The organism is Pseudoduganella guangdongensis (genome assembly GCF_009857475.1).
Lineage (GTDB): Bacteria > Pseudomonadota > Gammaproteobacteria > Burkholderiales > Burkholderiaceae_D > Rugamonas > Rugamonas guangdongensis.
Window position 1 is genome coordinate 13,297 of record NZ_WWCJ01000006.1, and the last position, 22,127, is coordinate 35,423.

At 66.0% G+C, this 22,127-nt stretch carries 20 protein-coding genes; 3 read left to right on the plus strand and 17 right to left on the minus strand.

Annotation, left to right across the window (positions count from 1 at the left end; translation table 11 throughout):
* Positions 1–55: 55 nt before the first annotated feature.
* Together GTP41_RS09410 and pepN are read right to left on the minus strand one after the other, a co-directional pair.
* Complete coding sequence (locus GTP41_RS09410; RefSeq protein WP_161025329.1) at positions 56–1,057, minus strand: class 1 fructose-bisphosphatase; 1,002 nt, start codon at positions 1,055–1,057, stop codon at positions 56–58.
* Positions 1,058–1,080: 23 nt separating this feature from the next.
* Entirely contained in the window at positions 1,081–3,723 is a 2,643-nt protein-coding gene (gene pepN, locus GTP41_RS09415) for an aminopeptidase N (protein ID WP_161025582.1), read from the minus strand.
* A 164-nt stretch (positions 3,724–3,887) separates the two neighbouring features.
* Here pepN and GTP41_RS09420 point away from each other — a divergent pair, with 164 nt between their 5' ends.
* Together GTP41_RS09420 and GTP41_RS09425 are read left to right on the plus strand one after the other, a co-directional pair.
* Positions 3,888–4,526, plus strand: a complete 639-nt coding sequence (locus GTP41_RS09420; RefSeq protein ID WP_161025330.1) for a DUF4136 domain-containing protein — start codon at positions 3,888–3,890, stop codon at positions 4,524–4,526.
* Positions 4,513–5,937, plus strand: a complete 1,425-nt coding sequence (locus GTP41_RS09425) for a C13 family peptidase (RefSeq protein ID WP_229502806.1) — start codon at positions 4,513–4,515, stop codon at positions 5,935–5,937. Before GTP41_RS09420 ends, GTP41_RS09425 begins: the two co-directional genes overlap by 14 nt.
* On the opposite strand, the gene GTP41_RS09430 is transcribed toward GTP41_RS09425, so the two are convergent.
* From GTP41_RS09430 to GTP41_RS09495, 15 genes are all read right to left on the minus strand, one after another.
* Positions 5,931–6,413, minus strand: a complete 483-nt coding sequence (locus GTP41_RS09430) for a hypothetical protein (protein ID WP_161025331.1) — start codon at positions 6,411–6,413, stop codon at positions 5,931–5,933. The genes GTP41_RS09425 and GTP41_RS09430 overlap by 7 nt on opposite strands.
* 57 nt (positions 6,414–6,470) lie before the next feature.
* Positions 6,471–7,202 (minus strand): alpha/beta hydrolase, encoded by a 732-nt coding sequence (locus GTP41_RS09435; RefSeq protein ID WP_161025332.1) that lies wholly within the window; start codon positions 7,200–7,202, stop codon positions 6,471–6,473.
* Between the two features lie 9 nt (positions 7,203–7,211).
* The gene (locus tag GTP41_RS09440) at positions 7,212–8,018 is read right to left on the minus strand and encodes a hypothetical protein (RefSeq protein ID WP_161025333.1); all 807 of its coding nucleotides are present in this window, start codon (positions 8,016–8,018) and stop codon (positions 7,212–7,214) included.
* A gap of 2 nt (positions 8,019–8,020) precedes the next feature.
* Positions 8,021–8,806, minus strand: a complete 786-nt coding sequence (locus tag GTP41_RS09445) for a YaiO family outer membrane beta-barrel protein (RefSeq protein WP_161025334.1) — start codon at positions 8,804–8,806, stop codon at positions 8,021–8,023.
* Positions 8,799–9,959: a non-hydrolyzing UDP-N-acetylglucosamine 2-epimerase gene (gene wecB, locus GTP41_RS09450; protein WP_161025335.1), complete on the minus strand. Its 1,161-nt coding sequence runs from the start codon at positions 9,957–9,959 to the stop codon at positions 8,799–8,801. The genes GTP41_RS09445 and wecB overlap by 8 nt, the downstream gene beginning before the upstream one ends.
* Positions 9,960–9,973: 14 nt before the next feature.
* Entirely contained in the window at positions 9,974–11,071 is a 1,098-nt protein-coding gene (locus GTP41_RS09455; protein WP_161025336.1) for a bactofilin family protein, read from the minus strand.
* Positions 11,068–12,558, minus strand: a complete 1,491-nt coding sequence (locus GTP41_RS09460; protein WP_161025337.1) for a glycosyltransferase family 2 protein — start codon at positions 12,556–12,558, stop codon at positions 11,068–11,070. Before GTP41_RS09460 ends, GTP41_RS09455 begins: the two co-directional genes overlap by 4 nt.
* A gap of 48 nt (positions 12,559–12,606) precedes the next feature.
* A complete protein-coding gene (locus GTP41_RS09465) occupies positions 12,607–13,428 on the minus strand; it encodes a sterol desaturase family protein (RefSeq protein ID WP_202419683.1) in 822 nt (273 codons plus the stop codon).
* Positions 13,429–13,444: 16 nt separating this feature from the next.
* Complete coding sequence (locus tag GTP41_RS09470; protein ID WP_161025338.1) at positions 13,445–14,227, minus strand: PEP-CTERM sorting domain-containing protein; 783 nt, start codon at positions 14,225–14,227, stop codon at positions 13,445–13,447.
* A 175-nt stretch (positions 14,228–14,402) separates the two neighbouring features.
* Positions 14,403–14,531: a hypothetical protein gene (locus GTP41_RS27635; protein WP_260115149.1), complete on the minus strand. Its 129-nt coding sequence runs from the start codon at positions 14,529–14,531 to the stop codon at positions 14,403–14,405.
* Positions 14,532–14,536: 5 nt separating this feature from the next.
* Positions 14,537–15,511: a quinone oxidoreductase family protein gene (locus tag GTP41_RS09475; RefSeq protein WP_161025339.1), complete on the minus strand. Its 975-nt coding sequence runs from the start codon at positions 15,509–15,511 to the stop codon at positions 14,537–14,539.
* 14 nt (positions 15,512–15,525) lie between these two features.
* On the minus strand, positions 15,526–17,130 hold the full coding sequence (locus GTP41_RS09480; protein WP_161025340.1) for an alpha/beta hydrolase family protein: 1,605 nt from the start codon (positions 17,128–17,130) through the stop codon (positions 15,526–15,528).
* 80 nt (positions 17,131–17,210) lie between these two features.
* Positions 17,211–17,594: a methylglyoxal synthase gene (locus GTP41_RS09485; RefSeq protein ID WP_161025341.1), complete on the minus strand. Its 384-nt coding sequence runs from the start codon at positions 17,592–17,594 to the stop codon at positions 17,211–17,213.
* Positions 17,591–18,517 carry a DMT family transporter gene (locus tag GTP41_RS09490; RefSeq protein ID WP_229502807.1) on the minus strand — a complete coding sequence of 309 codons (927 nt, stop codon included), beginning with the start codon at positions 18,515–18,517 and terminating at the stop codon, positions 17,591–17,593. The genes GTP41_RS09485 and GTP41_RS09490 overlap by 4 nt, the downstream gene beginning before the upstream one ends.
* 120 nt (positions 18,518–18,637) lie before the next feature.
* Positions 18,638–21,151, minus strand: coding sequence for an alkaline phosphatase D family protein (locus GTP41_RS09495; protein ID WP_161025343.1), 2,514 nt, complete (start codon positions 21,149–21,151; stop codon positions 18,638–18,640).
* A 249-nt stretch (positions 21,152–21,400) separates the two neighbouring features.
* Between GTP41_RS09495 and GTP41_RS09500 the strand changes: the two genes are divergently transcribed.
* The gene (locus GTP41_RS09500) at positions 21,401–22,126 is read left to right on the plus strand and encodes a YebC/PmpR family DNA-binding transcriptional regulator (protein WP_161025344.1); all 726 of its coding nucleotides are present in this window, start codon (positions 21,401–21,403) and stop codon (positions 22,124–22,126) included.
* Position 22,127: the final 1 nt, after the last annotated feature.

Consider the following 22,127-nt stretch of genomic DNA (forward strand, 5'->3'; position numbering starts at 1 on the left):
CCGGATTATAACTAGCGGCTGGCAGGCACGCAAGCGCGGGTTGCAATAATTGCACTTACTCCTGGTGGTAGCTGGTCACCAGCGCCACTTCGTCGCGCGAGCCGAGGAAGACCGGCACGCGCTGGTGCAGCTTCTCCGGCTGGATGTCGAGGATGCGGCGCTTGCCGTCGGTCGCCATGCCGCCCGCCTGTTCCACAATGAAGGCCATCGGGTTCGCTTCGTACATCAGGCGCAGGCGGCCCGGCTTGGACGGGTCGCGCAGGTCGGCCGGGTACATGAAGATGCCGCCGCGGTTCAGGATGCGGTGCACGTCGGCCACCATGGAGGCGATCCAGCGCATATTGAAATCGGTGCCGCGCGGGCCGGTGGTGCCGGCCAGCAGTTCGCCGATGTAGCGCTGCACCGGCGCGTGCCAGTGGCGCTGGTTGGAGGCGTTGATGGCGAATTCCTTGGTCTTGGCCGGGATCTGCATATTGCGCTGGGTCAGCACCCACGAACCCATCTCGCGGTCCAGGGTGAAGCAGTTCACGCCGTTGCCGGTGGTGAGCACCAGCAGGGTTTGCGGGCCGTACACGGCGTAGCCGGCGGCCACTTGCTTGGCGCCCGGCTGCAGGAAGTCCTTCTCGGTCGGTTCGACCATGCCTTCCGGCGCCTTCAGCACGGAGAAGATGGTGCCGATGGAGACGTTGACGTCGATGTTGGAGGAGCCGTCCAGCGGGTCGAACACCAGCAGGTATTCGCCTTTCGGGTAGCGGTTCGGGATTGGGTGGATGTCTTCCATCTCTTCCGACGCCATGGCCGCCAGGTGGCCGCCCCACTCGTTCGCTTCCAGCAGGATTTCATTGGAGATCACGTCCAGCTTTTTCTGCACCTCGCCCTGCACGTTTTCGCTCTCCAGCGCGCCCAGCACTTCGCCCAGCGCGCCCTTGCCAACGCTGTGGGAAATGGTTTTGCAGGCGCGGCCCACCACCTCGATCAGCAGGCGCAGTTCGGCCGGGATCGAGTGGTGCAGGCGTTGTTCCTCAACGAGGTATTGGGTCAGGCTGATACGTTTCATGGTTTCCCTAGTGAGTTGAATTCTTAGTTTGCCAGCGCCTTGCTGACGACTTCCATCACATCGTTCGACAGCGGCGTGGTGGCGGCGACTTTTTCCAGCGCGTGGCGCATATGGATTTGCAGCGCCGGCGCGTACCGGCGCCAGCGGTCCATGCTGCGCGCCAGGCGCGCCGCCACTTGCGGGTTCAGGGCGTCGAGCTTGATCACATGCTCGGCCCAGAACTCGTAAGCGCTGCCGTCCACGGTGTGGAACTGCGACGGGTTGTTGTTGCAGAAGCTGAACAGCAAGCTGCGCGCGCGGTTCGGGTTCTTCAGGGTGAAGGCGGGATGCTTCATCAGCTCGCGCACCTTGGCCACATTGGTGTGCGGCGCGGAGCCCTGCATGGCGAACCATTTGTCCACCACCAGCGCTTCGCCCTTGAAGTCCTTGTAGAAGGCGTCGAGCTGCTTGCCGGCGTCGGCGCCGCTGTGGATCAGGGCCGACAGCGCGGCGGCGCGGTCGGTCATATTGCTGGCGGCGGCGAACTGCTCGCCGGCCAGCTTCACCGCGTCCGCGTTCGGCTGCACCAGCAGGTAGGCCAGCGCCACGTTTTTCAGGCCGCGCTTGCCGGCCGATACGGCGTCCGGGCTGTACGGGCCGGGCGTGGCGTTGGCGGCGTACACCTGCAGCAGTTCGGCGCGCAGGGCGCCGCCGATCGCATGGCGCATGAACTGGCGCGCGCTGTGGATCGCCTGCGGGTGCACCACCTCCATCTGCTCGGCGATGATGGTTTCCGACGGCAGGATCAGGCATTGCTCGCGGAAGGCGGCATCCAGCGCGCTGTCGGTCAGTAGCGCACGCAGGGCGGCGATATAGGTGTCGTCCAGCTTGAGCGGCTGGCCGTCCAGCACCGCCTGCGCCAGCGCCAGCAGGCGCTCCATGGCCAGGCGCTGGCCGGCTTCCCAGCGGTTGACCGGGTCGCTGTCGTAGCGGAACAGGTGCAGCAGCTCGTCGTCGCTGTACGGGTACTGCAGCACCACCGGCGCCGAGAAGTCGCGCAGGATGGACGGCACCGGCGCCTCGGCCACGCCTTCAAAGCGGAAGGTCTGTTCGGCCGCGGTCAGCTCCAGCACGGTGGTCGTGCCAAGCGCCTTGCCGCCCACCAGCAGCGGCAGGTCCCGGCCGTCGCGCCCCAGCAAACCCACCGCCACCGGAATGTGGAAAGGCAGCTTCTTGGCCTGGCCCGGCGTGGCGGGGCAGGACTGGCGCAGGGTCAGCTCGTACACCTGTTGGGCGGCGTCGTGGCGGCCGCTGGCGGCCAGCACCGGCGTGCCGGCCTGGCTGTACCAGCGCTCGAACTGCTGCAGGTCGCGCTGGTTGGCGTCCGCCATGGCGGCGCGGAAATCGTCGCACTGCACGGCCTGGCCGTCATGCCGTTCGAAATACAAGTCCATGCCCTTGCGGAAGCCTTCACGGCCCAGCAAGGTCTGGTACATGCGCACCACTTCCGCGCCCTTCTCGTAAATCGTGACCGTATAGAAGTTGTTGATCTCGACGAAGGAGTCGGGGCGCACCGGGTGCGCCATCGGGCCCGCGTCCTCCGGGAACTGGGCCTGGCGCAAGGTGCGCACCTGGTCGATGCGGGTCACGGCGCGGCCGCTGTCGGTGCCGATCATGTCGGAGGAGAATTCCTGGTCGCGGAACACGGTCAGGCCTTCCTTCAGCGACAGCTGGAACCAGTCGCGGCACGTCACGCGGTTGCCGGTCCAGTTGTGGAAGTACTCGTGGCCCACCACCGCTTCGATGCCGGAGTAGTCGATATCGGTCGCGGTGCGCGGATTGGCCAGCACGAACTTGGTGTTGAAGATGTTCAGGCCCTTGTTCTCCATGGCGCCCATATTGAAGTCGCCCACGGCCACGATCATGAAGCGGTCCAGGTCCAGCTCCAGGCCCCAGCGCTCCTCGTCCCAGCGGATCGAGTTCTTGAGCGACTGCATGGCGTAGTCGGTCTTATCCAGGTTGCCGTCTTCCACCCACACCTGCAGCAGCACTTCGCGGCCGGACTTCAGGGTGAAGGTCTCCTCCTGGCACACCAGGCGCGCCGCCACCAGGGCGAACAGGTAGGACGGCTTCTTGAACGGGTCTTCCCATTTGGCGTAGTGGCGGCCGTCGCCCAGGTCGCCCTCTTCCAGCAGGTTGCCGTTGGAGAGCAGCACCGGGTACTGCTCCTTGTCGGCGCGCAGCATCACGGTGTAGCGCGCCATCACGTCCGGCCGGTCGGGGAAGTAGGTGATGCGGCGGAAGCCCTCCGCCTCGCACTGGGTATAGAAGCCGCTGCCCGAGGTGTACAGGCCGGACAGGGTGGTGTTCTCGGCCGGCACGCAGGTGGTTTCAATTTCCAGCAGCACCTCGGCCGGGGCGTTGCGGATGGTCAGCGTGTTGTTGGCCACGATGTACTGGCTGGGCTGCAGCGCCACGCCGTTCATGCGCAGCGCCACCAGCTCGATCGCCTCGCCATGCAGCACCAGGTCGCGGCTCTTGCCGGCCGGGTTGCGGCGCAGCTGGACGCGGTTGGCGACCACGGTGCATTCCGGATCCAGGTCGAAGCCCAGTTCCACGGTCTCCACCAGGTAGCTGGGCGGGGTGTAATCTTTGCGGTAAATCGTTTGCGGGCTGTCGGTGCGCATGGTTTGGGCGAACAAGGACAAAGAAGGCTATTTTACCAATACCGGCCACGGCTTACGCCCGATTCTTTTCCGCTCTCCCTTTGGGGGTAACATTCTGTAATAATTAGGCGAAAGGCATGTTGCCGGATTAAACTGACCTGTGAGTGTTGATAAGGAGCTTTGCCATGAGAGCGCTAGCCATCCTGGTGGCAGCCACCACCCTGTTGCTGAGCGGTTGCGCCACGACCTTGCGCAGCGACGTTACCGTGTTCCATCAGTGGCCCGGCGACTTGCAGGAAAAATCATACGTCTTTGAGGCCCCGCCGCCCGGCGAGGACACGCTGGAATACCGCAGCTACCAGAACCTGGTCAGCGGCGAGCTGGCCAAGCTGGGCTTCAGCCAGGCCGCCAGCGCGCGCGACGCCCAGTTGAGCGTGGGCATGCAATTCACCACCGTGGACCGCCCGGTCAAAGTGCTGACCGCGACCGACCCGTGGATGATGCGCGCCGGTCCCTGGGGTTATCCGCGCTGGGGCTATTACCCCTACCGCTATCGCTACTATGGCTTCTACCACCGTCCCTTCTACGACCCCTGGTTGTGGGGCCCGATGGAGTTCCGCGAAACGGTGCAGCACAACTACGACCGCCACCTGCGCGTCACCATCAATAGCCTGAACGGCAAAAAGCTGTTCGACGTGACGGTGCAAAACACCAGCCGCCGCCAATCGACGCCGCAAGTGATGCCGCTGCTGGTGCAAAGCGCCTTCACCGGCTTCCCGGGCGAGAGCGGCAAGGCCAGGCGCGTAGAACTTGAGCTCCAATAAATTCCTGCCTTCGCTGGGGCGGTGTTTGCGCGCAGGCGCGTCCACCGCCCTTTTCCGTTCGCCGCGCTGGGCCGCCCTGGGGCTGGCCTACGGCCCGGGAGCGGGTGTAGTGGCGGCCCTGGTGGCGCTGGTGCTGGCGCAGGCCGTGCTGTTCCAGCGCTACTATGTCGACGGCCCGGCCCTGTTCTACTGGCAGGCGGTGGCTTACGGCTGGCTGCCATTCGCCCTGCTGCCCTTCTACGCCCTGCTGCTGCGCGGCAGCGGCCCCTGCCCGCGCCCGGGCGCCGCGCCCAACCTGGCCATGCTGGCCACCCTGCTGCTGGCGCAAGTCTTCTGGCTCGACTTGTTCCTCGGCCTGAGCTTCCTCGGCCTGCTGTACAGCGGCTCGGAACAATGGGCCGTGCGCCACCTGGGTCCTTGGGGCGCCTGGGTGTTGTGGGCCGTGCCGCATGGCGTGGCGATCCTGGCGCAACTGGTGCTGCTGGCGCGCGGCGGGCGTGGCCGGCGCTGGCCGCTGGCCCTGGCCGGCGGCATGATGGCCGGCGTGGTGGCGCTGGGCGTGGCGGCGCGCCAGCCCGACTTCTGGTATCCCGAGAAGAACGCGCAGGCCGCCCAGGCCGACGACGACGGCGCCGGCCAGCCGGCGCGCTACCTGAAACTGACCGACGACTTGCTGGAGGCGCAGCCGGTGCTGCTGGCGCGCCAGCTGGCCGCCCTGGCGCCGCAGCGCCCGGGCCGCACCGATATGTACGCGCTGACCTTTGCGCCCTATGGCGACGAGGTATTCCGGCGCGAGAGCCAGATGGTGGCGGAGGTGATGGCGGCGCGCTTCGATACCGGCGGCCGATCCCTGCAGCTGGTCAATCACCTCGACACCGCTAACACCCTGCCCTGGGCCACCGCGCCCAACCTGCGGCGCGCCATCCAGTCCGTGGCGCGCACCATGGACAAAGAGCAGGACGTGCTGTTCCTCTACCTCACTTCGCACGGCGCGCGCGACGGCCAGCTGGCGGCCAATTTCTGGCCGCTGGAACTGGCCGAACTCACGCCGGCCAAGCTGCGCGCCTGGCTGGACGAAGCCGGCATCCGCCACCGCGTGGTGGCGGTATCGGCCTGCTATTCCGGCAGCTGGATCGCACCGCTGGCAGGCGACGCCACCATGGTGATGACGGCGGCCGATGCCGACCACACCTCTTACGGCTGCGGCTACAAATCGGAACTGACCTTCTTTGGCCGCGCCATGTTCGACGAGCAGTTGCGGCGCCACACGCGCTCCTTCGAACAAGCCCACGCCGCCGCGCGCGAGGTGATCCGCCTGCGCGAGATCGAGGCCGGCAAGGACGACGGCTACTCCAACCCGCAACTTTCCACCGGCCCCGCCATCCGCGCCAAGCTCGCTGCGTTTCAGTGAAGGTAGTCGGTAATAAAATACACCGCCGCCACTAGCGCGGTGATGACTCCGCTGATGCGCCACGTCTGCTTGTGCAATGCGATATGCAATTCCTCCTTGGTGGCTAAGGAATCCATCCGCGCGTTCACTCCCGCAAATACCTCCCGAATCTGAGCCAGACTAGAACTGATGCGCGCAACCTCCAGCTTAATCTGCGCAATGTCCGACTTAATCTGCGCAACATCCGCTTTGAGCTGGGCTACATCGACCTCAAGCACGCTCAGCCTGCGTTCCACTTCAGTGAGCCGTTTATTGATCTCGCCCGTATCCATGCTCAGGAAAAACGACACGCACGGCAACGTTTCACTTAGTCGCAAGGTGGCCGGCAGCAAGTGTTCCCGCAACTCGGGATAGCTGTCCATCAAGCGGTGCAATGCGGAAACGAGTTCCATTAGCGCATTGATGCACTCGGTCATTTCTTCGGCGGCGGTGCTCATGACGAGCTCCCTGTATTAGATGTTGACAGGGTTTAGAGCAAGCCGCAGCGGGAAAGTTCAGTCGGAATTCAGGGCACGCAGCGAAATATCGTTGTGGCCGACGTCGGGCACCACGCGCAAGGTGGCGAGGCCGGGCCGGAAGCTGCGGTGCAGCGCTTCGCTGCTGGCGCGCGGGATCACGTCATCGTGTTCGGCGACCAGGAGGGTGGTGGGGGCGTTGACACTGGCCGCATAACGCGCCGACTCGTAACGGTCGCGCAGCAGCAGCCGCACCGGCAGCCAGCGGTAATGGTGGCCCGCCACCGCCGCCATGCTGTCATAAGGCGTGACCAGCACCAGCCGGTCCACCGCCCGCTCGCTGGCCAGGCGCGTAGCGACGCCGCTGCCCAGGCTGCGCCCGACCAGCGTCACTTGCGGATGGCGCGCCCGCACGTATTCGTACAGCGCCTGCGCATCGGCATGCAAGCCCTCCTCCGTCGGCGCGCCCGGCGTGGCACCGTAGCCGCGATAGTGCATCAGGTACAGCGACTGGCCGGGAAACACCGCCTGCAGCTCCGGCAGGCTGCCCGCCACCGCCTCCGCATTGCCGCCGAAATACAGCACCGCGCCCGGCCCCGGCAGCTCCAGCCGCGTGACGCCCACGCGCGTGCCGCCGCCCAGCGGCAACAGCTCGCCGCCGCTGAACTTCTGCGGGAAGTACAGCATGCTGCGCTGCTGGAAAAACACCAGCGCGCACACCGCGAGATAAGCCGCCAACAGCACTGCAAGAAGGGTCAGCACCTGGCGCATGACGGCTCCCTACGCCCCCTCGTCGCCACGGCGCCAGCTCATGCCCCAGGAGTAGAGGGCGACGAACATCATCACGTCGAGGAAAATGCCGAAAACCAGGTACAGCAGGGGCAGGAACAAGAGCGTCATGTGCTGCAGCACATAGGCGTGCAGCAGGTACTGCATCGGGAAGGCCAGTGCAAAATAGGCCAGCGTGCATACCGTCAGCCCGATCTTGCGCCACAGCGAAAAGGCGAACACGTAATAGGTCAGCCCCAGCCCCCACGGCAACATGAACAGGAAGATCAGCGCCATCGACAACGCGTCGCCCAGGTAGCGCGGCGCGTCGTAAGGAAAGTCGTTGGGGAAGAAATGAAAGTACAGCAGCGCCGTCCCCTGCACCAGCAGGCAAGCGCGCAGGATATAGCGCAGCGGCAGGTAACGCTCGCGCGGCACCAGGCTGGTGGCCAGGAAGCCAAGCACAGTGCAGGCCAGCGTCACCCACCACAGGCGCGCGTCCGGCAAGCCGGCCGGCAGCAGCGGATACGGCAAATCCAGCCAGTAGGCGCCCAGGTCGAGCTGGCGCACCGCCACCACGCCGCCCGGCGCGATGCGCGGAATCCAGAACGCGAACAAATGGTGCCACAAGGCCAGGATGGGCGACAGGAGGCACAGCAGCGCAAGGGTGAACACGAGCGGCAGCGCCAGCGAACCAAGCAGGTTGCTGCGTTTGAGCTTGACCTGGTACATCGAGCGGTGCATGCGGATGGCCGACCCGCCAAAGCCGCGAAAACGCAGGTCGTCGATCTTACGCTGCAATACCTGCAACTGCTTCACGCTCAGAACTCCTTGAACAGCGCTGCTTCCATGCCGCGCCGGTTGTAGTACGGGTTATGGTAAGCCTCCACGCGCAACTGGAAACCGTAGTCCTGGCCCAGCCACTTGCGCCAGGTCGCGCTGGCCACATTGCTGCGGAAGTTCACCAGCAAATCGGTGACGCCGGCGCCGATGTACTGGTAGGCCTCCTCACCCTGGTCGTAGCGCACCGCAATATACTGCTGCTTATTGTAGCCCCAGGTCGCGGCCACGTATTTGGCGTTGGCCATCACCCCGCCCGGATCGCTGCGGTTGATACGCATGCCGCCCTGCAGCACCAGCGCGTTCGGCAAGTACCAGGACAGGCCAACTAGCACGCTGCGGTCGCGGTGGCCGTCGCGCGCGTTGACCGCCGTCAGGCCGAGCGTAGCGACGACATTGCGCGCCGCGCCCAGCTTGCGGTTCAGCACAGCGTCGGCGCGCCCCTTCGGGTAGAAGAAGCTGCTGCCGTAGCTGGCGCCCAGGCTGCCGTACCAGTCGTCGTTGAATACGTGGGTCACGCCGGCCACCGCCAGCTTGCCGTGCGCGCCGAACTGACGCGCGTTGACCAGGTCCGCATTCCACACCGTGGCCTCCGAAGTGCGCAGCGTGCCGCGCACGAACTGCTGGTTCCACTGCCCCAGGCCGTCGCTCAGGCTGTGGTGCAGCAGGCCCGCCTCCACGCTGCCGCTCTGCGCCAGCGCCGCGCCGCCCGCAGCCAGCCAAAGCAGCCCCACCAGCCAGCCAGTACGCACAATACCGTTAGCCATGCATGCTCCGGGTCAGGATATCCTTGATGCGGTCCGCCGCGTAGCCGTCGCCGAAGGGGTTGATGGCGTCGCACATGGCCTGGTAGGCCGCCGGGTTGTCGCGCAACTCGCCCACCGCATTCAGGATGGCGGCGCTGCTGGTCCCGATCAGGCGGCCGCCGCCACTGCTCACCAGTTCCGGGCGCTCCGTCGCTTCGCGCAGGATCAGCACCGGCACGTGCAGGCAAGCCGCCTCCTCCTGGATGCCGCCGGAATCGGTCAGCACCAGCCAGGCGCGCTTGAGCAGGTTGAGGGTGGTCGAATAGCTCAGTGGGCGGGTCAGAAAAATACGCGCAGCCACTTCCTCCGGCAGGTCGGCGAACACTTCATCGACCGTGGCGCGCACCTTGGGATTGCTGTGCACCGGCCACACGATGACGACCTTTTCGTCGGCTATCAGGATCTTGCGCACCGTGCTGGAAATCGAGAGCAGCGGGCGCCCCAGGTTCTCGCGCCGGTGCGCCGTGATGAACAGCAGGCGGCTGCCCGGCAGCATGTCGCGCAAGCCACGCAGCTGCAGGCCGCTCATTTCGTCCGGATCGGCCACCATTTCGGGATACTCGCTGGTGGCCAGGCGCACTGCATCGACGATGGTGTTGCCCACCAGGTGGATGCGCGAATCGTCGATATTCTCGCGCAGCAGGTTCTGGCGCGCGTTCTGGGTCGGCGCAAAATGCCAGTCCGCCAGGCGCGCGATCAGCTCGCGGTTCTTCTCTTCCGGGAAGGGGTTGTAGCGGTTGTGCGAGCGCAGGCCCGCTTCCACGTGTCCGACCGGAATGCGCTGATAGAAGGCGGCCAGCGCCGCCATCGCCGCGCTGGCGGTATCGCCATGCACCAGCACCGCGCCCGGCTTGATCGATTCGAACGCCGCGCCCAGTTTTTCCAGCAGCATCGCCGACAAATGGTGCAAGGCGTCCGAGCGGCGCTCCAGCGGCAGGCTGAAATCAGGCAGGATGTTGAAGAAGCGGTACATCGGGTCGGCCATGTCTTCGTGCTGGCCGGTGTGCAGCAGCAGCGGCTCGAGGCCATTCTGTTTGAGCGCGTAATACACGGGCGCCATTTTGATGATCTCGGGCCTGGTGCCCATGCAAAGGAGGATGGTTTTTTCGCTCAATTCTGCTTCCTGTCTCAGCCCACATTTCCAGCGGGAGCTACGTAGCCCAGCTCCCGCGCCCACACGGTGCCATGCACCACCGCACCCTCGCGCACACGGATTTCATTTGCCGTCGCCGTGGTTTCCACGGCCAGCGATCCAAGCACCGTGCCGGCCTCGATCGCGATTGTCTGTTCGCACACCAGCGGTCCGCCGATCACGCAGCCGGCGCCGATGGTCATATTGCCACTGCAAACCAACGCACCGTCGATGCGCGCGCCGGCCTGCACCACCATGTCGCCGTGGCACTTGATGCTGCCTTCGACCCAGGCCTGGGCGCCGACCGCCATGCTGCCGCGCGCCACCAGGCTGCCGGCGTGGTGCGCGCGCTCTGGCAGCGCCCAGTCGCCACCCAGCAGCCAGCGCCCGGCCGCGTCGTCCAGCAAATGGTCGGGACGTTGCAGCGGCGTGTGCTGCCACGCCGCGACCGGCGCCGGTACGGTGCCGGCCGGCGCAGTGTCGCCGAAGCGGATGGTCGGCGCGTGCATGCGACCGAAGCGGGTGTCGCCGTGGAGCACCAGCTCGCGCTCGGCCGAGACGCGCCCGAACAAGCGGCTGCGCGCGCCGGCCACCAGGCGGTGGTCGCTGTGCGCCCAGCGCAGCACGTCGCAAGCCGCACCCAGCACGATGTCGCCCCCGGCCAGCAAAGCGCGGAAGGAATTACCGTCGCCGCAGCGGATATCGGCGCGCGCGTACACCTCTTTCTCGTAAAGCGTGCCGCCGCCCAATTGCAGTCCGGCCGCCCCCAGCAGCAACACGTCCACTGACTGGCCGGGTGCCTGCGGTGGCATGGCCGGCACGCCGGCAGCGCCGATCAGCTGGTAGGCGTCGCCCGTGTCCAGCCGTCCCAGGCGCGGCGCCGCGCTGGCGGCCGCCTCGTCCAGGGCCTGGGCGAAGCGCGCCGTCACGAATTCATGGAACCGCTTGGCGAAATGCGTGATATTGCCGTCGTGCTCGCGCACCACCCGCAGCGGCAACGCATCGCGCTTGAGGCGCCACTCCAGCAGCGCCGGCAGCAACGGCAGTATGAACAGCAGCGCCAGGCTGGCGAAGAACAAAACGGTCCAGCTCATTGCCCGTCCTCCGGTTTGCGGTAGCGCTCCGTCTTGTCCCACGCCATCTGGCGCTTGAATAGCCAGTCGAACACCACCTGGTTGAAGGTGGCGATGGAAATCGCCAACAGGCTGACCAGGAAACCGAAATAATTGAGCGGCATCAGGCGGATGCGCTGGCGGCTGCCATCCAGGTAGACGGCGGCGCCGATTTCAAAGAAGGCGGCAAAATTGCCCAGCGCGCTGTAGGACATCAGGCAGAACAAGGCCAGCACCCCGTTCAGCCAGTGGTTGGCATCAAGGTAGAACAGCAGGATCGCCAGGCCCCAGCCGGCCAGCAGGATGGGCGACATGGCGAACACGCCGAGCAGCAGCAGCCCGTCGAATTTTTCGCGCCACGACACCTTGTCGCTGCCCAGCAGCGCGCCGGCATAGCGGAAGGCGGCCTGGTTGTGCCCTTTCGACCAGCGCATGATCTGGCGCACGCGCACCGGCCAGGTTTCCGGCACTTCCTCGTAGCATTCGGAGCGGTTCTGGTAGGTGGTCTTCCAGCCGCGCAGCAGCAGGCGGTAGGTCAGGTCGGTGTCCTCGGCCAGGGCGTCGTCGCGCCAGCCGCCGATCGCCTCCAGCGCGGCGCGACGCACGCCGCCCACGGTGCCGCCGTACTGCGGCACCAGCGCCATATTCATGCGCGCCTGCTGGTCGACCTGGTAGCCGCCGGAACGCTCCATGTCGAGCAAGCGTGTCAGCAGGTTGTTGCCGGTGTTGAGCGGCACCACGCGCCCCATCACGGCCCCGATTTCGGGATCGAAGAACGGCGCCACCAGTTGCCGCAGCAGGCCGCGTCCCGGCACGTAGTCGGCGTCGAACACGATCAGGATGTCGCTGTCGACCCGCGCGGTGGCGTCCTTCAGCGCGGCCGCCTTGCCCGGCTTGCCTTCGCTGCGATGGAAGGGCGTGATGCGGCCTGGGTGGCGCGCGGCGATCTCGTCGATGATGCGGCGCGTGCCGTCGGTGGAGCGGTCGTTGACGGGCATGATGCGCAGGCGCTCGCGCGGATAGTCCACCTCGAGCAAGGCGCCTAGCGCGTCGGCGATCACGGCCTGTTCGTTGTGCGCGGCCACCAGCACGGTCACGCTCGGCCAGTTGCCGCTGCTGACATCCAGATAGGGGTGGCGCTGCGCACCGAACAAGCGGTTGAAGGTGAAGGCGTAATGGCGCACAGTGTAGACCAGCACCATCAGGATCACGGCCCACAGCAGGTAGAGCAGGACGCGCAGCGTGGCGTCGCTCAGCACCCCGTGCCGTGAACTGGGCCGGTCGTGGATGCCGATCCAGTTGCTGTTGTGCGCCTTCGGGTGCAGTGCCGACGTCGGGTCGAGGCTGAAGGCTGGCGCTGCCGCAGCTGCCGGTGTTGGCGCCGGCGCGGCCCAGGCGGACGCGAGGGAAAGCCAGCATGCAACCAGCAAGGCCAGGAACCGCAGCGTACAACGGCGTCGTTCGGTCATCGAATAATGCTCGGCAGGATGGCAACGGAAGTTTGCCATTCTAGCAAATTAACTTTCAGTCCGGTCAACATTACCAGCCTTCGACGCCGGCAGGAAGGGATCAGCCAGCTGGCCTGGCAGCGTGTCGGCCACCGGCGTCTCGCTGCCATACTCGGCAGGCCAGCTGCGCGGCAGGTAGTGCGTGCCGAACAAGCGATCCAGCAGCGGCAGCATGGCGGCGAAATTACGGTCGACATGGTCGCGCCGGGTATGGTGCCAGTGGTGGAAGGCCGGCGTCGACAGCAGCCACTCCAGCGGCCCGAAACGGACGCGCAGGTTGGAGTGGATGAAGAAGCCCCACAGCGTGCCGACCAGGATCAGCGCCACCGGCGCCGCGCTGCCGGCCGCCGTCGGCCCCGCCAGGCCCAGCACATACAACGGCGTCAGGCTGCACATGCGGGTAAACAGCAGGTCGACCGGATGGGCGCGCGTATTAACCAGGAAGTAGATATGCGTCGGGCTGTGGTGCACCGCATGGAAACGCCACAACAGCGGCCAGCGGTGCGCCAGGCGATGTGCCCAATAGGCGCCCAGTTCGCCGATCACCAGCACCAACAGCAGGCGCGGCGCCAGGGGCAAGCCGCCCAGCGTGGCCGGCAGCCAAGCCGGCAGCAGCGCGCCGGCCAGTTGCGCCGCCAATGCCAGCGGCAGCGCCAGCACAATCATCGGCAGCAGGCTGTTGGCGAAATAGTAGAACAGGTCGTCCCCGCGCAGCGCCTTGCCGCCAGGCGCCTGGCGTAGCGCAAAGTAGCGCTCCAGCGGCAGGAAAATGGCGCACAGCACGCACAGCCAGAGCGCCAGCCGCAGGGCCTGCAGTGCGATCAGGGTCAAGGCGTGGCCTGCGCGCTTAGCGCTGGCGGGCGGCGCGGCGGCGCGCGAATGCCAGCAGCAGCAAGCCGGTCAGCAGGGTCAGCCAGGTGGCGGGCTCCGGAACCTGGCCCTGCTTGCCGTCGTCGCCCAGGGCGAACAAGGACACGCCGTCCAGCAGCGAGAACGGCGGGAAGCCTTCCGGCGTACCGGCCGCCAGGAAGGACAACAGGCCCTCGGTGCCCTTTGCCGTAAAGGAGAAAGTCTCCTTCATCCAGCTGCTGGAGGCATGGTTGGCGTTGTGGTAGGTGTCGGTGGTGAAGGTGTTGCCGTCGATGGAGACGGACCAGTTCTCGGTGGTGTCGCCGTCGAAACCGAATTGCTGCGCCGCCGCCCATTCAAAGCTCAACATGTATTTCTGACCCACCACCAGGCCGTGGATCATCTGCTCGATGCGCTCGACGCCGTAAGCGCCGTCCGCCGCCAGGAAATTACCGCCGTTGGCGCTGACCGCCAGCGCGTTGGCGCCGCCGTTATTCGCGCCCCACAGCGTCAGCGGTGGGTTTTCCGGTTTGTTGAACCAGCTCTTCGCGCCCACGGTGTCGGCCTCGCCCACACCGAAGACGAAGTTGTAGCCGCCCGGCGAAGTCCAGTCGTTCACCTGGGTGTTGTAGCCGATCTGGCCGGTGCCGTTGGTGGTGGCGTCAAAGCCGCCGTTTTTCACCAGGTTGATGGGCGCCGCCTGCGCACCGGCGGCGCACAGCGCCAGGCCGGCCAGGGCGAGGAATTTGCTCAGGGTTTTTCCCAGCAGAAATTCTTTCATGGTTCCGCTTTCCAATTAATGTGTTTGGCAAGCAGTCATGCAAGAACTATGCCTAAGAATTACAGAACAAGATAAATCATTGATGGCAAAAGGAATTTCTTTTAAGAAATTCCTCTTAATCCCATGACAAAACTTATGATGTAAAGAAATCCGACACTTTCGCCGGAAATATTGACTATCGGTAATACGCTTCCGTGGCGAAGGTCAGCACGCCGATCAGCGCCACCACGGCCAGCAGCACCAGCAGCAGGCGGCCAAATTTCGGATTGCCGTCGTCATCGGCGGATTGCTTCGGGTCGGTCATAGCGTTCACGGTAAAAGGATGGTGGAACCGGTGGTGCGGCGCGCTTCCAGGTCGCGGTGCGCCTGCGCGGCGTCGGCCAGATTATAGCGCTGGTTGATCTCCACTTTCACCTGGCCGCCCGCCACCACGTCGAACAGCGATTGCGCGCAGGCTTCCAGCTCGGCGCGGGTGGCGGTGTAATTGCCCAGCGCCGGGCGCGTGAGGTAGAGCGAGCCGCGCGCTGCCAGTTCGCCCAGCGCGAAGTTGGCCACCGGCCCCGAGGCATTGCCGAAGCTGACCATCATGCCGCGCGGCCGCAGGCAGTCGAGCGAACCGATGAAGGTGTCCTTGCCGATCGAATCGAACACGGTGGACACGCCCTGGCCGCCGGTGATCTCGCGCACCCGCTCGGTGAAGTTTTCCTTGTTGTAGTTGATGGCGTGCGTCGCGCCGTGCGCCAGCGCCAGCGCCGCTTTCTCGTCGGAGCCGGCGGTGCCGATCAGGTTCACGCCCAGCGCGCGCGCCCACTGGCAGGCGATCAGGCCGACGCCGCCCGCCGCCGCATGGAACAGGATGGTGTCGCCGGCCTTGAGCGGGGCCGCGCTGTGAAACAGGTACTGCACCGTCATCCCCTGCAGCATCATGGCCGCCGCCGTGTCGCTGCCGATGGCGTCCGGCAGCTTCACCAGGCCGGCGGCCGGCATATTGCGCGCCTGCGCGTAGGCGCCGTTCGGGCGCCCGGCATAGGCCACGCGGTCGCCCACGCGCACCTCGCTCACGCCCTCGCCCACCGCCTCCACCACGCCCGCGCCCTCCTGCCCCAGGCCAGCCGGCAGCGGCTGCGGGTACAGGCCGCTGCGGAAGTACACGTCGATAAAGTTCAAGCCGATTGCCTCATGCCGCACCGTCGCCTCGCCCGGGCCCGGCGGGCCCAGCTCGACATCGACGTATTCCATCACTTCCGGCCCGCCGGTGCGGGACATGCGTATCGCCTTGACCATGCTGCGTTTCCTTTCTATCGAATAAAGCCGCGCTCGCGCAGCCATTGCGTCATGCGCGGGTAATGCTCGCGCGCCCAGTGCGTTGAATTGATATAAGCGCCGCCGCCATCGACATCGGTTTCCCACAACCCGTGCGCGGCGCGCGGCAGCATCCACACCTGGTGGTCCTGGTGGCCGGCGGCGTCCAGCGTTTGCCGGAACAATTTGGCGCTCTTATGCACCGGCACGAAGGCGTCTTTCTCGCCCAGGATGTAGAGCACCGGCGCCTTCAGCTTGGTCAGCTCGGGCAGCGGGTCGTAGCTGTAGAAAACGGTGGTGGTTTCGCTCGGTTTTTCCTTCAGCGTGTCGGGCACAATCTCCACGTGGCTGGCCCAGCGCGCGTTTTCATTGGCGCGCGCTGCGGCCAGCAGCTCGGCGCGGTTGGCGCCGCGGCTGGTGACCCAGCGCATCAGCTTTTCCTGGTAGGCGGCGCCGGCCTGCACTTCCGCCTCGCTGAAGCCGTGCGCGCGCAGCGTGTGCTCGATGCGGTAGACCTCCTGTTCGGCCGGCGGCACGGCCGATGCGGCCTGCGCGATCACAAAGGCCACTTTCTGCGAACGGGTGGCGGCCAGCGGCGCCAGCCAGCCGCCCTGGCTGTGGCCCCAGGTGCCGATGGCACCGGCCTTGATGTCGCCGCGCTGGCCCAGCAGCTCGATGCCGGCGATGGCGTCGTCAGCCAGCTGCTCCATGGTGGCTTTGTTGAATTCCCCGCCCGACTTGCCGACGCCGCGCTTGTCGTACATCAGCGCGGCCATGCCGTGCGCGGCGAAGTAGTAGGCCTGCAGCGCGTAGGCGCCGCGCGGGGCAGGGCTGGACATCTGGGTCAGCACCACGGCCGGGAACGGCCCCTTCCCTTCCGGCAGCACCAGGGTGCCGGACAGGGTGACGTCGCCGTTCTTGAACGTGACTTCCTCGCTGCGGAAATCGAAGCGGCGGCCCACCTCTTTCTTGCCCTGTTGCTGCCACACCATGCGGGTGACCTGGCCCGACTTGTCCTTTTCGAAGCGCATGCTGGTTTCGCGCACGGCGGGGTTCAGGTTGCCGGCGCCGGCGTAGTAGCTGCTCTCGCTCTCGGCGAACATGGAGGCGTAGCGCCCGCTGCGCACATCGCTGTAGAACATCTGCGGGAAGTCGCCCCATTCGGACAATACGACGATGCGCTTGCCGGGGAATTCATAGGCGCCCAGCAGCGGCTGATGGCGCGCCGGGTCGTCAGCCAGGGTGCGGCGGAAAGCGAACCGGCCCTCCTTGCCGTCCAGCCGCACGGTGCCGGCCAGCAGGCTGCCTTGCAGCTTGCCGTCGAACTGCAGCACGCCGCCCGGACCGGACAGCGCGAAGCGCACGCGGGCGCCTTGCTGCTGCAGCGCCTCCAGCGGCACGCCCTTCTTGTCGAAGGCCGGCAGGTCGACGCTGGCCTTGCCGTCCGCGCTGAACTGCGGGCGCAGGAAATTAAAGTCGCTGCCCACGGCGTAACTGCCGGCCCAGTGCCCGGCCAGCGGCGGCGCGCCCGCGGGCGCGGCAGCGGCCGTGCCGACGCCGGCGATAAAGAATGCGGCCATGCCGCCTGCGATGATTTTCATGCCCTGTCTCCCCGATTTTTATATGAGGGCGCTACCTTGCCAGCCGCGCGGCAGGCGGCCAAGCGGCATGCGACAGAATGCTATTTCGCGGCGCCAGCCTGCAATTGCGACAGCACCAGGTGGGCCGTGGCCAGGTTGGTGGCGCAGGCCACATTGTGCACGTCGCAGGAACGCACCAGGGCATTGATGTCCGGCTCGTGCGGCTGCGGCGTCATCGGGTCGCGCAGGAAGATGATGGCGTCGATATGCCCCTCCACCAGCATGGAGCCGATCTGCAGGTCGCCGCCCAGCGGGCCGGAATGCTTGCGCTCCACCTCCAGGCCGACTTCCTTGACCAGGCGGCCGCCGGTGGTGCCGGTCGCATACAGTTTGCAATTGCGCAGGAACTCCGCATACTCGCGCGCCAGCGCGATCATGTCGTCCTTTTTCTTATCATGGGCAATCAGGGCAATGCGGCACGTCATTTCACTTGTCCTTTCAGGTTCGACAGCAAATAGATACCGGCCAGCACCAGCGCCGTTCCCGCCAGCTGCCAGCTGGTGATGGGCTCGGACAGGACGGCTGCGCCAAGGAACAGGGTGGAAACAGGGCCGATCATGCCGGCCTGCGAAGCGGCGCCGGCGCCAATGCGCTGCACCGCCACCATGGTCATAAACACCGGCATCACCGTGCACAGGATGCCGTTCACCAGCGACAGCCCGTACACCTCCAGCGGCTGCACCAGCATGGAGGCGGGCCGCAGCAGGAAGAACTGGCCGATGCAGGCGGCGCTCGACACGCACATGGCATACGACACCAGGCGCAGCGCGCCCAGGCGCTTGACCATTTCGCCGGAGGCCAGCAGGTACACGGCATAGGCCAGGGCCGATCCCAGCACCAGCAAGGAGCCCAGCACCACATTGCTGCCGCCGCCCTGCAAATCGTGGAAAAACACCAGCACGATGCCGCCATAGGCGGTCAGGAGCGCGAGCCACTGGCGGCGCCCGATGTGCTGCTTGAGCCACAGGGCCGATGCCAGCAGCACGAAGGTCGGCGTCAGGAACAGGATCAGGCGCTCCAGGCCGACGGTGATGAATTGCAGGCCGAGGAAATCGAGGAAGGACGACAGGTAGTAGCCGACCAGCCCCAGCCCCAGCAGGCGCCAGGCGTCGGCGCGCGCCAGCGGCGGTTCGCTGCGCATCTTCCACAGCGCGATGGCGGCAAACACCGGCAGCGAGAACAGCATGCGGAAGGCAATCACCGTCACCGCGTCCAGCTGGTAGCGGTAGAGCAGCTTGGCCACGATGGCCTTGGTGGAAAACAGCACCGCCCCGCCAATGGCGATCGCCAGCCCGCCCAGGTAGGCGGCGCGCGTACCGGGCAAGGCGGGTGGCGTGGCATTCGTCATGCCAGCCATTGTAACGGCAGGACGGTTTTCCTGCTGGCGACGGGATTGTCTTCGCTTAGGCCTGCTCGGGCTTCAGCGAACGGCAGCAGCTGCCTGCCGTTCGCGTGGACTAAGCCTGGCTTAACTGATGGCGACCGCCACCTGGCCGGCGGTCACGGTGGCGGTGGTGATCTTGGCGATCACGTTCACCGGCGCCTTGCTGCCTACCAGCTTGTTGACCTGCTTGAACTGCGCCACCAGCGAGCCCGGGGTCAGGGTCACCACGGTGTAGCCTTGCGCGTCGGTGTTGACGTGGCGCAGCCACGGGTTGCTGTTCAAGCCGGCCAGTTGCTGCGCCAGGCCGACCAGCTGGGCGAACTCGGGGCTGGCCTTGATCAGGCCCAGCATGCTCTCCACCGGCAGGTCGATCGCGTTTTCCGGCACGCCCAGCGCGGCCAGCTGGTTGCGCATCTGCACCGCCAGCGTCTCCACCAGGGAGTCGGCGGTCGGCGCCGCCTTGCCCAGGGTGTAGTCGAGCAGGTTCACGTTCAGCTTGGCCGTACCCAGGCCCGGCACTGGCACCGGCAGCGGCACCGACACCAGGTTGGCCAGGTCGCCCAGCTTGGACGCTTCCTCGCGCAGGTAGGTGAAGAAGGAATCGGAGCTCACGCCGGCCGACACCAGGTCCACCATCACCGGCGTGCCGCCGCCTGCGGCGTCGTAGTTGTCGTTCACGGTGCCGGCGAAGAAGGCGTGGATGTCGCCGGTGAGCGCCACCACGTTGCCCACCTTGTTCGCCTTCAGGTGCTCCATCAGGGCCTTGCGCTCGGCGTTGTAGCCGTCCCACTGGTCGCAATTGACCAGGAACTTGCGGAAGTAAGGCGCCAGCGCCGCCGCCTTGCCGGAACCGACCACGAAGGGCGACTCCACTTTCCTGGCCAGCACGTCCGGCTTGACGTAGCCGATGGCGATGGCTTGCGCCGCCGCCGTGGCTTGCGCGGTGGCCGTGGCGCCGGCCTTGGCCGCCGCCTCCGCCTGGCCGAAGGCGGCTGCCGCCACGCCGGCCTGGGTGGCGCTCAAGCCGGCCGTGACGCCGGCCGTGACGCGCGCCGTCATGTCGCCGCCGCTGGCCGCCGCCGTGGCAATCGCCACCGCGCCGGCCTGCGCCAGCTGCGGCGCCGCGCCGGCGGTGACCGCGCCGACGATGGCGCCGGCCAGCGGCATATTGCCGCCGGCTTGGGCGGCGGTGGCGCCGATATTGGTGGCCAGCGTGGCCACCGCCTGCAGCGCCACCAGGGTGGCGATGGCGTCGGTGCCGTTCAGGCCCATGCGCAGCAGCGAGACTTCATTGCCCCACAGTTTCCAGGTCGCCTTGGAATCCTTCATGGCGGTTTTCCACCATTCGCGCTGGGTGGTGCCCAGCACGGTGACGCCGGTCAGCGGATCGGCGCCGGCGGCCGTGGCACCGGCGATTTTCTGCTGCTCGACGAAGGTGTGCAGTTCCTGCGCCACCAGGTAGCGCGAACCGATGCTGCCGAACGGCACACCGGTGGCCGGGTTCGGGGTGGTTTCCGGCACCACGTGGTCGGCGCGGTACAGGCGCTCGTCGGTCATCACCAGCTGCATCAGGTTGCCGAACTTGAAGTCGCGGTAGATCTTGATGTTCTGGAAGCCGGTGGCGGTGGCGTCGAAGGTGACATCGGCCGGCATGTATTCGAACCAGGCCTGGTTGGCGCTGCGGCGGCGCGCGGTGTCCTTCTTCTCGCCGTCGGTATAGGTCTGGGTATCGCCCCAGGAATCGTCGCTGAACTCGTGGTCGTCCCAGATCGCGATGAAGGCGAAGCGCTCGTGCACCGCCTGCAGGCGGGTGTCGGTGCGGTATTTCTTGTACAGGTAGCGGTAATCAGCCAGGGTGGTGGCATACTTGGCGCCCGAGTTGCCGCTCTTGAAGGTGCCGTTCGGCAGCGCCAGCGCGGCATGGCGCGACTCCACGCTGCCGACCTGGAAGGCCTCGCCCACGGTCTCGTAAATGTAGTCGCCCAGGTGGACGATGAAGTCCAGCTTTTCGTTGGCGGCGATGTGGTCCAGCGCACCCCAGTGGTTGATGCTCCAGTCCTGGCAGGTCAGGTAGGCGAACTGCAGCTGCGACACGCTGGCGTCGGCGCTCGGCGCGGTCTTGAAGCGGCCCACATTGGAGCGCACGTCGCCGGCGCTGAACTGGTAGAAGTAGGTCTGGCCCGCTTGCAGGCCGGAGACCTTGTGGCGGATCGTGTTGTCGAAATCGGGGTTGAGCGTAATCTGCGCATCGACCACGGTGGCGCCTTCCAGGGCCTTGTTGCTGCCCAGGGCGGCCGCGTTGTCGGCCAGGGTCACCTGCAGGCGCACCGAGACTTCCGCCTTGCCGCTGGCAAGCGCCACGTCGTCCAGCGACGACGGCACCACCCGCGTCCACAGCATGATGCTGTCGGCGCGCGGATCGCCCGAGGCCACGCTTTGCGGGAATTTCCAGTTGGCGCCGGAAGCCGGAGGCAAGGTGCTGCCGCCGGGGCTCGGGGTCGGTGGCGTGTAATCGCTGCCGCCGCAACCGGCCAGGCCGCCCGTGGCGACCGAGGCAGTGATGAAGCCACCGAGCTTGATAAATTGACGACGATCCATAAGTCTCCTTGAGTCTAAAAGTTATTGTTTTACGATATTAACTTTACAAGCGTATGAATTAATTCAGGATTCCCCGAGGAAAGCTTCTAATTCCTTGTTTTTGCCTGTTCAATCTTGCGTCGCTGCACGATTGGTCGCGCGGGCGCGACAATCCGACGCGGCCGGGGTAGCCTCCCACGAGAGGGAAAGCCAAGGGGCGGTATGCTAGAATATCGCCCTCGATTGCATACCGTCTAAGGAAGATTGAACATGGCTGGACACAGCAAATGGGCCAATATTAAGCACAAAAAAGCGGCAACGGACGCGAAACGCGGCAAAATCTGGACACGCCTGATCAAGGAAATCACCGTGGCGGCCCGTATGGGCGGCGGCGAGATCGCGTCCAACCCGCGCCTGCGCCTGGCAATCGATAAAGCGGCTGACGCCAACATGCCGAAGGACAACGTGCAGCGCGCCATTACGCGCGGCACCGGCGGCGGCGACGGCGCCAACTACGAGGAAGTGCGTTACGAAGGCTACGGCATCGGCGGCGCGGCGATCATCGTCGACTGCATGACCGACAACCGCGTGCGTACCGTGGCCGAAGTGCGCCACGCTTTCAACAAATACGGCGGCAATATGGGCACCGAGGGCTCGGTCGCCTTCATGTTCCAGCACACCGGCCAGTTCCTGTTCGCGCCGGGCACCGATGAAGCCAAGCTGATGGAAGCCGCGCTGGAAGCCGGCGCCGAAGACGTGCTGACCGACGAGGAAGGCGGCATCGAAGTGCTGTGCGGCCCGCACGACTTCGCCGGCGTGAAAGACGCGCTGGAAGCGGCCGGCTTCAAGGCCGAAGTGGCGGAAGTGATCATGAAGCCGGCCACCGAAACCGTATTCACCGGTGACGACGCAGCCAAGATGCAAAAGCTGCTGGACGCACTGGAAAACCTGGACGACGTCCAGGAAATCTATACCAACGCAGTCATCGAAGAATAAG

Coding starts and splice junctions, on each gene's coding strand:
- GTP41_RS09470 (WP_161025338.1), bottom strand. CDS start 14,227: ATGAAAGAATTTCTGCTGGGAAAAACCCTGAGCAAATTCCTCGCCCTG.
- GTP41_RS09410 (WP_161025329.1), bottom strand. CDS start 1,057: ATGAAACGTATCAGCCTGACCCAATACCTCGTTGAGGAACAACGCCTG.
- GTP41_RS09500 (WP_161025344.1), top strand. CDS start 21,401: ATGGCTGGACACAGCAAATGGGCCAATATTAAGCACAAAAAAGCGGCA.
- GTP41_RS09490 (WP_229502807.1), bottom strand. CDS start 18,517: ATGACGAATGCCACGCCACCCGCCTTGCCCGGTACGCGCGCCGCCTAC.
- GTP41_RS09460 (WP_161025337.1), bottom strand. CDS start 12,558: ATGACCGAACGACGCCGTTGTACGCTGCGGTTCCTGGCCTTGCTGGTT.
- GTP41_RS09495 (WP_161025343.1), bottom strand. CDS start 21,151: ATGGATCGTCGTCAATTTATCAAGCTCGGTGGCTTCATCACTGCCTCG.
- GTP41_RS09455 (WP_161025336.1), bottom strand. CDS start 11,071: ATGAGCTGGACCGTTTTGTTCTTCGCCAGCCTGGCGCTGCTGTTCATA.
- GTP41_RS09485 (WP_161025341.1), bottom strand. CDS start 17,594: ATGACGTGCCGCATTGCCCTGATTGCCCATGATAAGAAAAAGGACGAC.
- GTP41_RS09475 (WP_161025339.1), bottom strand. CDS start 15,511: ATGGTCAAGGCGATACGCATGTCCCGCACCGGCGGGCCGGAAGTGATG.
- GTP41_RS09445 (WP_161025334.1), bottom strand. CDS start 8,806: ATGGCTAACGGTATTGTGCGTACTGGCTGGCTGGTGGGGCTGCTTTGG.
- GTP41_RS09435 (WP_161025332.1), bottom strand. CDS start 7,202: ATGCGCCAGGTGCTGACCCTTCTTGCAGTGCTGTTGGCGGCTTATCTC.
- GTP41_RS09480 (WP_161025340.1), bottom strand. CDS start 17,130: ATGAAAATCATCGCAGGCGGCATGGCCGCATTCTTTATCGCCGGCGTC.
- GTP41_RS27635 (WP_260115149.1), bottom strand. CDS start 14,531: ATGACCGACCCGAAGCAATCCGCCGATGACGACGGCAATCCGAAATTT.
- pepN (WP_161025582.1), bottom strand. CDS start 3,723: ATGCGCACCGACAGCCCGCAAACGATTTACCGCAAAGATTACACCCCG.
- GTP41_RS09420 (WP_161025330.1), top strand. CDS start 3,888: ATGAGAGCGCTAGCCATCCTGGTGGCAGCCACCACCCTGTTGCTGAGC.
- GTP41_RS09430 (WP_161025331.1), bottom strand. CDS start 6,413: ATGAGCACCGCCGCCGAAGAAATGACCGAGTGCATCAATGCGCTAATG.